Origin of the sequence: Flavobacterium sp. UBA4854, from assembly GCF_002399805.1 — a bacterium.
GTDB classification, from domain to species: domain Bacteria; phylum Bacteroidota; class Bacteroidia; order Flavobacteriales; family Flavobacteriaceae; genus Flavobacterium; species Flavobacterium ginsengisoli.
The window spans coordinates 1-14990 of record NZ_DHEI01000001.1 but is presented as its reverse complement, the minus strand read 5'-3'; the positions used below and the strand labels follow the sequence as shown (position 1 = coordinate 14990).

The window sequence follows — 14990 nt, the reverse complement described above, 5'->3', positions numbered from 1 at the left end:
TAACCCGCAACAATTACAAAATCAAGCGTGGTTAATTTATCGTAGATGCTGTTCATATTCCATATTCATTAAGAATATCGGCGATTTTAACCGGCATTCCAGTTTGTAACGATTTGTCCATTGCTTGTAATAAAGCTACGGTTCCAATTCCTTCTTCCATGTTTGGATAGGCTTCGAAATTCTGTTCGATACTGTCTACAAAATATTCTAAATAATTCTGATATTCTCCGCCGTGATGACTTTGTCCTTCAAAACGGAAGTAATATTTTAAAGTGCTATCGCCCCAAGTCACTACTTTTTCTTCGCCTGTTTTATCGGTAACCGCATAACGCAATTCGTGATAATCGGCTTGGCTTGCTCCTTCGGTTGCTCTTAAAATCGTGCTCATTCCGCTGTCGCGTTGTGCTGGCTGAGTTGGTGATGTATAAACGCCACTTACACGTGCAATTCTTCCATCGGTTGCTTTAAAAATAAAGTGCATCGTATCTTCATTTTTCAATCCAGCTGATTGTCCGTTCGCGCTGATCATTCCGTAACCCATTACTTCCTGAATATTTGGCAAATACCATCTGATGAAATCTACAGGATGGCTCAAACCTCCGTACAGCCATTTAAATGATTGCAAAAGCGACCATTCTTTCTTTAAAAACCATCTGTGATCGGCGTGGTATTGGGCTTCAATAGTTATTAAATCTCCAATTAATCCTGCTTCGTAATCGGCTCTTTGTCTTTTTGCTGGTTCGAAGAAACGTGAACTTTGCCCAATGAAAACCTTTTTTCCTGTTGATTTACTTAGTTCTAATAATTCTTTTGCATCAGATAAATCATCTATAAACGGTTTTGTACAAACAACGTGTTTCCCATGCAATAAAGCTTGTTTTACGTGTTGTGCGTGCAAATGATCAGGTGTGTAAATCGCGATAATATCAATCGACTCATCATTCAATAAATCGTCATAATTGGTTGTGTACGAATGGAAATCGAATTCTTTTGCTCTCTGCTTGCAGATTTCTTCATTTCTGTCGCACACTTTTACAAGTTCTAATTTTGAACTTTCTAAAGCCGCCGACATTGTGCTTCGTCCTTCTCCAAGTCCCAGAATGGCTATTTTTAACATGAGGTGTGGTTATTTTAGATTGTTGATTTTAGATTTTTTTGCCACAGATTAAAAGGATTAAAATGATTTTTTCTAATCTGTGAAAATTCTTTAATCTGTGGCAAAATATTATTTCGTTTCTACTTTGTTTAAGAAAATCCATGTTTCGTCTGGTTTTGCGCCTTCAATTCCTGATTGATATTTTTTCATTAAGGCGTTCCATTGATCAACTTTCGAATTATTTTCAGTTGTTTTTGGATTTAGTTTATCCAAGCTTTCTCCTTTCGGAATACTGATTACCAAGATTAATTGTCTGTCTTTTTTGAAAACCTGCAATTGCTGGAAATCGGCATTACAGAAACCTTTTGCAACTTCTGGCCATTTTTCGAATTGCGTTTTGTGATATTCTACATATTCTTTTTGGAGTTTTTCATCAGCAGGAAGATTCGCTGTTAAAACCACATTTTCCCAATCTGATGCTGGTTTTGAATCTTTACATCTTTCGAAATTTTGGAAATCGTAAACCAAATCTTCATAGATTTTAATTTCTAAAGAAGGAAAAGCACCCGCCAGTTTACGCTTTGTTCTTTCTGGCTGATTCATTTTTCCGTAAATCACCAAATGATTTTTCCACTGGTACAATTCCTGACCCACGATTCTAAAACCTGTCAAAGTCGATTTGATTTTTTCAATGTCAAAATCAGAACCGATTAATTCGATTGCATACGGTTTTGGCATTTCCTGCAGTCCCCATTTTTCATCGATTACGACTTCTTTTTCTAAATCTTTATAAGGCGCTCTAATTCCTGCAGCATCTTTAATTTTAGTGCTTACATACGGATCATTGTGTTCCCAGATATTTCCTTTTGGACCGTTATGGTTTTTAAGGATTTTCTTTTCGGCAATCCAATTGTTTTTAATTGTAAAACCTTCAGAACCTTCATCGGTATACAAATACAGCCATAAAAACGGATCGTGCGCGTATGGACTATTGTAAACCTTGTCAATATAATTTTCTTCAATTCGGCTGTTTGGCTGAGCCGAAAGCGTATAAATTCCAGCTACATCATGCAAATGTTTTGCGTAATGGTGAATTTTATTTCCTAGAATTTTATTGTTCTGCATCACATTTGGTGTGTGCGTCCATCCCCAGCCCATTGCCATTCCAGAGTATGATACATCCGAAATTTCATTGTGTTCAATTGTGATGTTTCTAACAAAACCAGCACTGATTCCCAGAGTTCCCCAATCTTCATTGGTTACGTTGGTGATTAAATTATCTGCTATTACTTCATCAGAACACATTTCTCTTTCATCTTTTATGATTAAAGGCAAATGCGCTTCAAAAGCTTCTTCGGAGAAAATTCCAACGTTGATAGCACTTCCGCCAATATCTTTAAATAAATTTCCTTTTACAGTATTATGATTTGTTCCTTTATTTAAATCTAAACCAGTCGAAGCCAAATGCTCAAAACGACAAGATTCAAACTGAATATTATTTGAATAATTAACTTCAACCGCTGCACGAGGTCTTCCAACCCATGCCTGATTTTCTAAATTCGCCTGATTTGGAGTTCCCGGTTGTTTCAATTTATAAGCGTCTAATAAATATAAACCGGACTGCAACGGCACGTGACCTTGCTGTGAAGGACGAAGCCAATTGCTGTATTGAAATGAAATTCCTTTAAATCTAAAATGACTTACAGGCGAATCGATTGTTCCTTTTACTTCAACCAGATTTTCTAAAACTGGCGCTGTAACTATAACTGAATTAATTTCTTCTCCTGCTCTTGGAATGTAATAGATTTTAGCATTTTTCTTGTCCAAATACCATTCTCCTGGTTCGTTTAAAAGTGAAAAAGCATTGTTTAAGAAATAAGCCGAATTCCCGTTGTTTTTAGAAATCCACGGTGCTGGCCACGGATGTTCGCTTTGAATACGGCTTTCTGGTTCTTCAAAAGAAAGTTTTGCACTGTCTTTTTGCACTTCAATATTTTTGATACGCAAGTTGGCATTTGACCACCATTGTACAATAAACATTTCCATTCCTGGCTCATACTTAACCGATTTATCTTTAAACGGAATCCAACAAGTTTGCTCTTCATGATTCCATGATAGAATACGTTCCATTGTAGTTCCAGCAGTATTTTTGGCTCTTACAGCTTTTTTACCGTTTACCCATAATTGTCTGTAATCGATAATGCTTCCTGCTTTTTTAGGAGCATCGGCAACCCAAACAGCACCTTTTTTAAGTCCGTTGATAATAGTTGTCGATTTTGTCCAGTTTTTGATTTCAATTCCACCGCTGATAATTGGTATTGCATTTGCATCGGCTTCAATTGTAGTCGGGCTATCTGCTGTTCCCGAATCTTCAGGTCTTACAAACAAAGGTTCGTTTAAATAATACGTTCCATTCATAACAATGATACGAATACCGTCTTTTATAGAGGAATCTTTTAAACGACGAAGTTCTCTGGCCTTTCTCATTGCCATATGAACTGTTGCCAGCGGACTCTCTTTTGTTCCTAGATTTTTATCGTTCCCTTTCGGGGAAACCCAAATTTCAGCTGCACTCATAGAAAACGAAATGCAGAGGATTAAAAAGAAGCTCAGGATTTTAGTAAATGAATTCAAACGCATTATTTAATATTTTGATTTTTTTTCTGGGTAAAAATTATAAGGCAGTCAATTTTAAGCATATATAATTTACAAATAAATGTATTTTTAACACTTTTACCAAATAATTCGTCCAATTTACTTGAACATAAAGTTATATGTATCCTGTACCCTCCTGTTTGAATCTTTTTTCGCCACTAATTACACGAATTCCACTTATTTACATTCGCCACTCCCGATAGCTATCGGGATAAAAGGATTTTACAGATTTTTTATTCAAATCGTCGATTATTTTTAAAGAGATGCTGAGAAAAATTAGTGCAATTAGTGAAATTCGTGGCCATCATTCTAGAAAAAACAAAAAAATCATTTTTAATCCTTTTATATGTGGCAAACAATTTTAAGTCATTAAATTTCTTTTCTAACCTTTTTTTAATAGATTTGTGTAATCGATTACATTTAAATATTATTATTTATGTGAGAAGTAATTTTTCACATCTATAAAAATAACACCAAAAAATTACTAACAATGAAAACCAACCGATTAAATCTTTTTTCTCTTGCAATGGCAATTATTCTTTGTCTTAGTTTGCAAAATGCAAATGCTCAAAGCAAATCTTACGATACTTATGCCAATGTCGAATTCAAAATGCCAAAAGTTAACGAGCCTGTAATTCCTGCTAACAAAGTAAATCTAAAAGACTTCGGAGCTGTAAATGGCGGTTATGTTTTAAACACCAAAGCTTTTGCAGATGCTATTGATGCACTTTCTAAAAAAGGTGGCGGAAAATTAATTATTCCACCTGGGATTTGGCTTACAGGACCGATCATTTTGAAAAGCAATATCGAACTTCATGCAGAAACTGGTGCTTTAATCAAATTCTCTACAGATAAAACTTTATATCCAATTATCGAAACTAGTTTTGAAGGTTTAAATACTTGGCGCTGCATCTCTCCTATTTACGGTAAAAACCTTGAAAACGTAGCTTTTACAGGAAACGGTGTTTGGGATGGCTCTGGTGAAGCTTGGAGACAAGTGAAAAAGAGCAAATTGACGGACGAACAATGGAAAAAATTTGTTGCTTCTGGTGGCGTTTTAAACGAAAAGAAAGATAGTTGGTATCCTTCTGAACAATATTTAAAAGGCGCAAAAGGTGCAGATCAAAATGTACGTCCTGACTTGAAAACAAAAGAAGATTTTGAAGCGATTCACGATTTTCTTCGTCCGGTTTTGGTGAGTATTCAAAACAGTAAAAGAGTATTATTTGACGGACCTGTTTTTCAAAATTCTCCAGCTTGGAACATTCATCCTTTATTAATTGAAGATTTAATTGTTAGAAATGTAACCGTTAGAAATCCGTGGTTTTCTCAAAACGGAGACGGACTTGATGTTGAATCTTGCAAAAATGTAGTAATCGAAAATTCAAGTTTTGATGTTGGTGACGATGCGATTTGCATTAAATCTGGAAAAGACAAAGACGGACGCGACAGAGGTGTTCCTTGCGAAAATATTATTGTGAAAAATAATATCGTGTATCACGGTCATGGTGGTGTTACGGTTGGAAGTGAAATGTCTGGAGGAGTAAAAAATCTCCACGTTTCTAACTGTACTTTTATGGGAACTGATGTTGGTCTTCGTTTTAAAAGCACTCGCGGACGTGGCGGTGTTGTGGAAAACATCTTCATCTCTGATGTTTTTATGACTGATATTCCATCACAAGCGATTTCATTTGATTTATACTACGGAGGAAAATCAATCGCTGAAACTTTGGCTGAAGGCGGAAATACGGTAACTACAAAACTGGTTCCTGTAAACGAAGAAACCCCGCAGTTTAAAAACATTTCAATCAAAAATATTACCATTAGAGGTGCTCAGCAAGCGGTGTTTTTACAAGGTCTTCCTGAAATGAATTTAGAAAATATTGAGATTTCAAACTTGATCGCAAAATCACAAAAGGGCTTTTCTATAATTGATGCCAACGGAATTAAAATCAGCAACGTAAAATTAGATATTGAAGCTAAAAACGCGTTTGAGATGTACAATGTACAAAATCTTTCTTTAAAGACTGTAGAATTTAATCCAGGTTCAGCAACTACCATAACAATTGATGGCGGAGCAAGTAAAAATATTGATTTGAGTAGTTTATCTAAAACTACTACTATTGGAAAAGATGTTCCTAAAAAAGCTGTAAAATTCTAAAATTAGAATAGTATGATCAAAACGAATTTTATAAACAGCTCCAGATTACTTTTATTAGCTTTTTGCACGCTTTCATTTGTATACTCAAATGCGCAATCTAGTGATATTAGCACAAAACCTTTCACTGATGGTACTAATCATTGGTATTTCATTAAAGATAAAACCAATATTATAAATCCAATTCCGAATCAACCGAAATATGCTGAAACGGATTATGCTAAAATCGCCGATAACATTCTGTACTTCCAGCGTGATAATGGCGGATGGCCAAAAAACTATGATATGAAAGCCATACTAACGCCACAACAGATCGATAGTGTCGTTAAAACGAAATATATTGAACATACGACTTTTGATAATGAAACGACTTATACGCACATTCATTATTTAGCGCAGGTTTACACGCTTACAAAAGACCCAAAATATAAAGAAGGTTGTTTACGTGGTATTAATTTCACTTTAAAAGCACAATATCCAAATGGAGGCTGGCCTCAATATTTTCCTTTAGAAAAAGGATATAGCCGACACATTACTTTTAATGACGGAGCATATATGGGCATCATGAATCTTTTAAAAAAAATTGTAAACAACGATCCTGATTATGCTTTTATTGATGCCAAAACCAGAAAAAAAGTAACGAAATCTTACGAAAAAGGTTTGGAATGTATTTTAGAAATGCAGATTAAAGACAACGGAAAATTAACCGCTTGGTGTCAACAGCACGATGAAATAACACTTCAACCTGCTTGGGCTCGTAAATTTGAACCGCCAAGCATCTGCAATGCAGAAAGTGTTGATATTGTTTTATTTTTAATGGACATCGATAATCCAAATGAAAAGGTCATTAATGCCGTACAAAGTGCGGTAAAATGGTTTCAGGATTCTAAAATTTACAACACCAGAGTTGAAAGTTTTGAAGCTCCAGAAATGGATTCAAAATACAAGAAAATCAAGAATGATGTGAGGGTTGTAAATGATCCAACAGCTCCGCCAATTTGGACACGTTACTATGAACTAAAAACACACAAACCTTTATTCAGCGACCGCGACAGCGAGTTTTTATATTCTCTTGCAGAAGTAAGCCGCGAACGAAGAACAGGTTATGCATGGTATACAGATAAACCTGAAAAAGCTTTGAAAAAATATCCTGAATGGCAGAAGAAATGGACGCCTGATGCGGATGTTTTGAAGAAGTAAAAATTTCAACATAAAGTTTTTGTCATTTCGACCGAAGGGAGAAATCACACGCGGGATTCCGCAAAGAAAATCTCCAATCTTTGTCGAGCTACTAGTGTGATTTCTCCTTTCGGTCGAAATGACAAACTGTAACTCAGTAAATATAAAAAAGCATGAATTGTGTAATTCATGCTTTTTTTAAATCTAAAATTAAATACTAATCATTCAGATTGTAGAATGAAATTGCATTCTCAAACCAAATCTTATTCTGATCTTCAATTGAAAACTTAGCCATATAATCTTCTAAAGTTTTCACTACTTCATTATAATCAGAAGCAACGTTTAAAACCGGCCAATCCGATCCGTACATTAATTTATCTGTTGAGAAGTTCTCAAAAATTACATCTAAATACGGTTTTAAATCTTCTGGTTTCCAGTTTTTCCAATCGGCTTCCGTTACCATTCCTGAGATTTTACACCAAACGTTATCGTATTTTGCGATTTCCGCGATTCCTTTTTTCCAAGAATCAATACTTCCTGATTTGATATCTGGTTTCGCAATATGATCAATCACAAATCGTTGATTTGGAAAGTCTTTTACCAGACTAATTGCAGCTGGTAATTGACGTTCGAAAATTAAAATATCGTACGTATAATCAAATGATTTTAAAGCTTGTATTCCATTTCTAAAAGCTTCTCCAAACATAAAATCGTCTGGTTCGCCTTGAACAACGTGTCTAAAACCTTTCAGTTTTTTTTGGTTGGAAAAGAATTGTAAACGTTCTTCAATATTTTTATTTCTTAAATCTATCCAGCCCACAACACCTTTTATGAAATCATTTTTTGAAGCTAAATCCAATAAAAAATGCGTTTCTTCTTCTGATTGGCTCGCTTGAACAACAACACAGCCTTCAAATTGATTTTCTTTTAAAATTGGCTGTAAATCTTCAGGAAGAAAATCTCTCTGGATAGTACTCATGGTTTCATCAATCCAGCTGTCTCTAACGGGATCAAACTTCCAAAAATGCTGATGGGAATCAATTCTTTTACTCATAATTACTTAGTTAACATCGCTGATTAATGCGCGGTCTAAATGTACGTAACCTCCATCCACAAAAACAAATTGTCCTGTCGTGTGCGAAGATTTTTCTGAAATGATAAAAAGTGCTGTATCTGCAATTTCTTCTGTCTTAGTCATTCTGCTTTCCAGCGGAATACTTTTGTTGATTTTATTCAAAACCGTTTCGCCATCTGGCAATGTTTTAATCCAATCTTCGTAAGCTGGCGTGTAACTTTCGGCAATAATAATCGCATTAGAACGAATTCCAAACTGAATCAAATCTACCGCCCATTCTCTTGTTAAACCTAAAACTCCGCCTTTCGCAGCAGCGTAACCAGAAGTTCCGCCTTGCCCTGTTAAAGCGACTTTTGAGCCAATATTTAAAATATTTCCTTTTGATTCTTTCAAAAACGGCAACGAATATTTCGCTAAAAGAAAATAGCTTACCACATTCAATTTCAAAGAGTTCATGAAATCTTCGTAGCTAGAATCTAATCCTGCTCCGTCATTTACTCCAACATTATTGATTATAGCATCGATTCTACCGTATTTTGCTCCAATTACTTTTACCGCATTTTCTATTGCAACAGGATCTGTTACGTCAGTTTGCACGAATAAAGAATTGACGCCTCTTTTTTGAAGTCTTTCTACATATTCAAAACCCCTTGCATTTCGGTCAACCAAAACCGGAATCGCACCTTCATCTGCCAATCTGTTAACGATCGTTTCTCCGATACTGCCTTCTTTTCCAGCCGAACCAGAAACGACAACAATTTTATTTTTTAAGTTTAAATCCATTTCATTTTTGTGTTAGATGTGTTTTGTAAAATGTCTTTTGTGAAAAGTGATTTGTGAGATGTAAAATGTGAAAAGTGAAATCTAAAAATCAGATCGCTTTGTATCTTACAATGAAAATCACATTTCACATATTACTTTTCACTTTTCACAAATTAATCAATTTCAATCAACGCCTTAATTACATTATTCTTCGGATCAATCAGATTCCCAAAATCATTAATCATTTCAGAAAAACTTGTTCTGTGTGTAATGTATTTTTTCGGATCGATTTTTCCCTCTTTCAAACATTTCATTACATATTCGAAATCTTCAATAGTTGCATTTCTACTGCTCATTAAAGTTGATTCTCTTTTGTGGAAATCAGGATGACTAAAACTTAATTCTCCTTTTTGAAGTCCAACCAAAACAAATCTTCCGCCGTGCGAAATATAATTGAAAGCACTATTCATTACTTTCTGATTTCCAGTTGCATCAATTACTACATTTGCCATATCTCCGTTTGTCAATTCAGCTAGTTTTGCAGCAACGTCATCGTTTAACGGATTAATCGTTTCGTCTGCTTGCAATTGCTCTTTACAGAAATTCAAACGGTAATCATTGATATCCATTACGATCACTTTTGCACCAGCGATTTTAGCAAACTGAATCAAACCAATTCCAATTGGTCCTGCTCCCATTACCAAAACCGTATCTGTCGCTTTTACAGCCGCTCTTCTAACGCCGTGTGCCGCAATTGCCAAAGGTTCAACCAAAGCCAATTCATCGTAATCTAAACCTTGACCGTGCAGTAAATATTGTTCTGGGATTGAAACATATTCTGCCATTCCCCCATCAATATGAACTCCAAAGACTTTAATATTTACACAGCAGTTTGTCAAACCGTTTCTACAGGCAACGCATTTTCCGCAATTGAAATACGGAATAAAAGTTACTTTATCTCCCGGTTTAAAACCTGCTGCATTTCCTTTGACATATTCTGCTGCCAATTCGTGACCTAAAATTCTAGGATATTCAAAATACGGCTGAGTCCCGCCAAAAGCGTGAATATCGGTTCCGCAGATCCCAATTCTTTTAATTTTCAATAAAACTTCACCTTCTTTTGGTTCTGGAATGCTGGTTTCTTTTAATAGAAATTCCTGCGGTTTTTCGCAAACAATATATTTCATTTTATACTTTCTTAATTTTTATTTTTGATACGCTACAGCTTTCTGTTTACTTGTTCCTAAACCTTCAATTCCTAATTCTACCACATCGCCAGCTTTAATATAAATCGGATCTGGTTTGATTCCTAAACCAACTCCTGGAGGTGTTCCTGTGCTAATAATATCACCTGGAAGCAAAGTCATAAACTGACTTAAATAGTGTACCAAATATGGAATCTTGAAAACTAAATTTAAGGTATTACTGTCTTGGTACTTTTTACCATTTACCGTCAGCCACATTTTTAAATTGTCAACATCTGCGATTTCGTCTTTCGTTGCCAAAAATGGTCCAAGAGGCGCAAAAGTATCGCTTCCTTTTCCTTTTGCCCATTGACCGCCGCGCTCTAATTGAAAAGCTCTTTCGCTGTAATCATTCAATAAAGCATAACCTGCAACGTAATCTAAAGCTTCTGCTTCTTCAACATAACTTGCTTTTTTGCCCACGATAAAAGCCAATTCTACTTCCCAATCTGTTTTTTCACTGTTTTTAGGAATAATCAAATCATCGTCTGGACCGCACAAAGAAGTTGTTGATTTAAAGAAAATAATTGGTTCTGTCGGAATTGGTGCGTTGGTTTCTTTACAGTGATCGATATAATTCAATCCAATGCAGATAATTTTTGAAGGTCTTGCTACTGGCGAACCCAAACGTACCGAAGCATCAACTTCTGGCAAAGTCGGATTGCTTTCTAATGTTTTTTGTAATTTTTCTAATCCATTTTCTTCAAAGAAACTTTCGTTAAAATCGGTTACAATCGAAGAAACATCATATCTCTTTTCTCCAATCAAAACTCCAGGTTTCTCTTTTCCGATTTCTCCAAAACGTATTAATTTCATAATCGTATATTTTTAATTGTTAGTTTATTTTTATGATGAATAAATATCATCAAAGTTGGTTATTTTTAGATATTCCTATGTTTTCCTATTCCCAATTCCTCAAAAAAAGGAAAACAAAATTAATAAATGTAAAATTTACAATTACAAAAATACTTTTTAAAAATTAATATTCGAGATATATTTCATTTTCGTATTCCTAAAATAATCAAACTTTAAATTTTTATAACATTTTTTAGACAGTTTGTAAAAATAATATCACTAATTGCCGATTTATGCAAAAAGATTCTTGAATAAAGTTTGTATTTCTTGCGCATTTGAATCTTATTCCTACTTTTGTAATTGTAATTTTTACATTTATTATTTCAATCGATTTCACTACTCAAAATTCCTATATAAAAATGATAAAATTAAAAGGCATAACTTGGAACCATACAAGAGGTTTGCTTCCAATGGTTGCCACATCTCAGCGTTTTACAGAACTACATCCTGAAGTTGAAATTTCTTGGGAAAAGAGAAGTTTACAAGAATTTGCCGATGCTTCGATCGAAGACTTAGCCAAAAGATTTGATTTATTGGTAATCGATCATCCTTGGACAGGTTTTGGAGCACAGACGAAAGCAATTCTTCCTTTATCTGATTATTTATCAAAAGAATATATTAAAGACCAAGAAGTTAATACCGTTGGAAAATCGTACGGAAGTTATGTTTTTCATGATAAATTATGGGCGCTACCTATCGATGCTGCAACTCCTGTTGCTTCTGCCCGCTTGGATCTTCTAGAAAAAAACAACTTAGAAGTTCCTAAAACGTATGATGATTTATTGGCTTTAGCGAAAAAAGGTTTGGTAGCTTTCGCTGGAATTCCAGTAGATGTTTTAATGAGTTTTTATATGTTTTGCTGCAGTTTGGGAGAAGCTCCGTTTATTTCTGAAGAAAAAGTGATTTCTGAAACTACAGGAAAAAAAGCGCTTCAAATGTTTAGAGAACTGACACAATTGATTGATCCAGCTAACTTTAACCGTAATCCAATTCAGGTTTACGAAGCAATGGTAAATTCGGATGAAATTGCCTACTGCCCTTTTGCTTACGGTTATTCTAATTATTCTAGAAGTGGTTACAGCAATAAACTTTTACATTTTTATGATTTAGTACGTTTGAATGATAATCCAATGATTTCTTCTTTGGGTGGAACAGGATTGGCTGTTTCTTCATTCAGCGAACATATTGAAACGGCAATAAAATATGCCGAATTTACGTGTTCATCACAAGTACAGCAAAATATTTATACAGATAATGGCGGTCAGCCAGGACATTTACAAGCTTGGAAAAGCGAGAGAATTAATGGTGTGACACATGACTATTTCAAAAATACGTTGCCTGCTTTAGAACGCGCATTCCTTCGTCCAAGATATTATGGACATATGTATTTCCAAGATCATGCAGGTGATGTGGTTCGCAATTATTTGATGAATGGCGGAGACGAATTGAAAGTATTAGAAGAAATGAATGGGCTTTACGCGGAATCTCTAAAAATTCAGACCGTATGAGACCTTTAGAAGGATTAATTGTTCTGGAATTCTGCCAATTTTTGGCTGGACCCTCAGCTGGTTTAAAACTAGCCGATTTGGGCGCACGCGTCATCAAAATCGAGCGTCCTGTAAAAGGTGAAGCTTGTAGACAATTAAGTATCAAAGATTTATTTGTAGACGACAGCAGTTTACTTTTTCATACCATAAATAGAAATAAAGAATCTTTTGCAGCCGATTTAAAAAATCCAGACGATTTAGTTTTGATTAAAAAACTAATCGAAAAAGCTGATATTATGACGCATAATTTCAGACCTGGTGTGATGGAAAAAATTGGTTTAGATTTTGAAAATACACTTTCTATAAATCCGCAAATCATTTACGGAACCATTACAGGTTATGGAAATGAAGGTCCGTGGGCAAAAAAACCGGGACAAGATTTATTATTGCAATCGCTTTCTGGATTAAGCTGGTTAAGCGGACGCAAAAGTCAAGGTCCTGTTCCGTTTGGATTGGCAGTTGCCGATTTAATGTGCGGAAATCATTTTGTACAAGGAATTTTAGCAGCACTTTTAAAAAGAGCCAAAACTAAAAAAGGAGTTTTGGTCGAAGTTAGTTTGTTAGAATCGATTTTGGATGTTCAATTTGAAGCCATTACTTCTTTCTTAAATGATGGAGGTCAATTACCTGAACGCGGCGATATTAAAGGAAGTGCACATGCTTTTTTAAGTGCGCCTTACGGAGTTTATCAAACACAAGACGGTTATTTATCTCTTGCAATGGGCGATTTACTTTTTATTGGAAAAACATTAGGTTTGGATTTAAGTGCTTTCGCAGATAAACATCTTTGGTTTGAAAAAAGAGATGAAATCAGAACAATTTTAAGTCAAAAAATTCAAACACAAACTTCTGATTATTGGACTGAAATCCTTCAAAAAGAAGGCATTTGGTGCGGCAAAGTTTTCAATTACGAAGAATTAGACAGTCAACCTTTTGTAAATGAATTACAACTGAAACAAACCGTAAAAAATACCGAAGGCGAAACTTTAGTTACAACGAGAAGTCCAATTCAGTTAGACGGTGAAATTTTATTAAGTGAAAAAGCAGCTCCAAAAGTAGGACAAGATAATTTGAAAATACACGAAGAATTCATTAAAGCTAAATAAAACTTAACAGATTAAATTAAAATCTGTGTAAATCTGCTTTAATCTGCATAAATCTGCGTGAAAAATTTATACGAAAAAAAAGTATTTCACGCAGATTTAAAATGATTTGAGCAGATCAAATTAGATTTTTAATTGTTGAATAAAACGATTAACAAATAAACCATAATAAACGGTTAAACAGAAAAAATGAAACCATTAGAAGATTATTTAATTGTAGATTTCAGTCAGTTTCTTTCGGGACCTTCAGCCAGTTTACGATTGGCCGATTTGGGTGCGCGTGTCATAAAAATTGAAAAACCGGGAACGGGAGATATCTGCCGTACTTTATATACTTCTGATTTGATTATGAACGGCGAATCGTCTGTTTTTCATACCATCAACAGAAACAAAGAATCTTTTGCGATTGATTTTAAACAACCAGAAGAACTTCAAAAATTAAAAAAATTATTAGCCAAAGCCGATGTTGTCATGCATAATTTCAGACCTGGAGTTATGGAACGCATTGGTTTGAGTTATGACGATGTAAAAGGCATTAATCCAAATGTGATTTACGGAGCGATTTCTGGTTTTGGAGAACATCCAGATTTGAAAGACTTACCAGGTCAGGATTTGCTTTTGCAATCTTTAACGGCTTTAACTTGGCTAAGCGGAAATCAAGAAGACGGCCCAGTTCCAATGGGATTGTCGATTGTGGACATGCTTGCCGGAGCACATTTGGCGCAGGGAATTTTAGCCGCTTTATATAGAAAAGCAACTCATAATATCGGTGCACAAATTCAAGTGAGCATGCTGGAATCGGCGTTTGATTTTCAGTTTGAAACTATTACAACGTATTTTAATGACGGAGGCGAATTGCCTGTTCGAACTAAAACCAATAATGCACACGCTTATTTGGGCGCGCCTTATGGAATTTACAAAACCAAAAACGGCTATTTAGCATTGGCAATGGGATCTATTCCTGTTTTGGCTTCTTTGCTAAAATGTGATGCTTTATTGGCTTTCCCTGAAAATAAATTTACGCTTAGAGACGAAATCAAAAATATTCTTGCCGATCATCTGCAAACGCAGGAAACCCAATTCTGGTTGGATATTTTAGAACCTGCCGACATTTGGTGCGCAGGAGTTTTAAACTATCAACAACTTTTTGCGGAAGAGGGCTTTAAAGTTTTGAATTTCACCCAACAAGTAGAAATGCTCGACGGTTATACTTATAAAACAACACGCTGCCCGATAAAAATTGACGGCGAATATCTGACTTCTGGAAAAGGTTCGCCGAAACTGGGTCAGGATAACGAGAAAATTATTAAAGAATT

11 protein-coding genes are annotated in these 14990 nt (G+C 35.1%); 5 read left to right on the top strand and 6 right to left on the bottom strand.

What is annotated here, in order from left to right:
• Positions 1 to 52 precede the first annotated feature (52 nt).
• Positions 53 to 1117, bottom strand: a complete 1065-nt coding sequence (locus B3J44_RS00055; protein WP_286964720.1) for a Gfo/Idh/MocA family protein — start codon at positions 1115 to 1117, stop codon at positions 53 to 55.
• A 108-nt stretch (positions 1118 to 1225) separates the two neighbouring features.
• Positions 1226 to 3736, bottom strand: coding sequence for a right-handed parallel beta-helix repeat-containing protein (locus B3J44_RS00050; RefSeq protein WP_286964719.1), 2511 nt, complete (start codon positions 3734 to 3736; stop codon positions 1226 to 1228).
• A gap of 505 nt (positions 3737 to 4241) precedes the next feature.
• On the opposite strand from B3J44_RS00050, the gene B3J44_RS00045 reads away from it, so the two are divergent.
• Together B3J44_RS00045 and pelA are read left to right on the top strand one after the other, a co-directional pair.
• Positions 4242 to 5912: a glycoside hydrolase family 28 protein gene (locus tag B3J44_RS00045; protein ID WP_286964718.1), complete on the top strand. Its 1671-nt coding sequence runs from the start codon at positions 4242 to 4244 to the stop codon at positions 5910 to 5912.
• A gap of 12 nt (positions 5913 to 5924) precedes the next feature.
• Positions 5925 to 7109: a pectate lyase gene (pelA, locus tag B3J44_RS00040; RefSeq protein WP_286964716.1), complete on the top strand. Its 1185-nt coding sequence runs from the start codon at positions 5925 to 5927 to the stop codon at positions 7107 to 7109.
• 196 nt (positions 7110 to 7305) lie between these two features.
• Here the strand turns inward: pelA and B3J44_RS00035 are convergent, their stop codons facing one another.
• The 4 genes from B3J44_RS00035 to B3J44_RS00020 form a co-directional block, all read right to left on the bottom strand.
• Positions 7306 to 8142, bottom strand: a complete 837-nt coding sequence (locus B3J44_RS00035; protein ID WP_286964713.1) for an amidohydrolase family protein — start codon at positions 8140 to 8142, stop codon at positions 7306 to 7308.
• A gap of 6 nt (positions 8143 to 8148) precedes the next feature.
• Entirely contained in the window at positions 8149 to 8946 is a 798-nt protein-coding gene (locus B3J44_RS00030; protein WP_286964711.1) for an SDR family oxidoreductase, read from the bottom strand.
• A 152-nt stretch (positions 8947 to 9098) separates the two neighbouring features.
• A complete protein-coding gene (locus tag B3J44_RS00025; protein ID WP_286964709.1) occupies positions 9099 to 10112 on the bottom strand; it encodes a zinc-binding alcohol dehydrogenase family protein in 1014 nt (337 codons plus the stop codon).
• 18 nt (positions 10113 to 10130) lie between these two features.
• A complete protein-coding gene (locus B3J44_RS00020; protein WP_286964706.1) occupies positions 10131 to 10985 on the bottom strand; it encodes a fumarylacetoacetate hydrolase family protein in 855 nt (284 codons plus the stop codon).
• A 398-nt stretch (positions 10986 to 11383) separates the two neighbouring features.
• Between B3J44_RS00020 and B3J44_RS00015 the strand changes: the two genes are divergently transcribed.
• The 3 genes from B3J44_RS00015 to B3J44_RS00005 all read left to right on the top strand — a co-directional run.
• The gene (locus B3J44_RS00015) at positions 11384 to 12532 is read left to right on the top strand and encodes an ABC transporter substrate-binding protein (protein WP_286964704.1); all 1149 of its coding nucleotides are present in this window, start codon (positions 11384 to 11386) and stop codon (positions 12530 to 12532) included.
• Positions 12529 to 13677 carry a CaiB/BaiF CoA transferase family protein gene (locus B3J44_RS00010; RefSeq protein WP_286964702.1) on the top strand — a complete coding sequence of 383 codons (1149 nt, stop codon included), beginning with the start codon at positions 12529 to 12531 and terminating at the stop codon, positions 13675 to 13677. Before B3J44_RS00015 ends, B3J44_RS00010 begins: the two co-directional genes overlap by 4 nt.
• A gap of 186 nt (positions 13678 to 13863) precedes the next feature.
• On the top strand, positions 13864 to 14990 hold a 1127-nt coding region (locus B3J44_RS00005), incomplete at its 3' end, for a CaiB/BaiF CoA transferase family protein (RefSeq protein WP_286964700.1).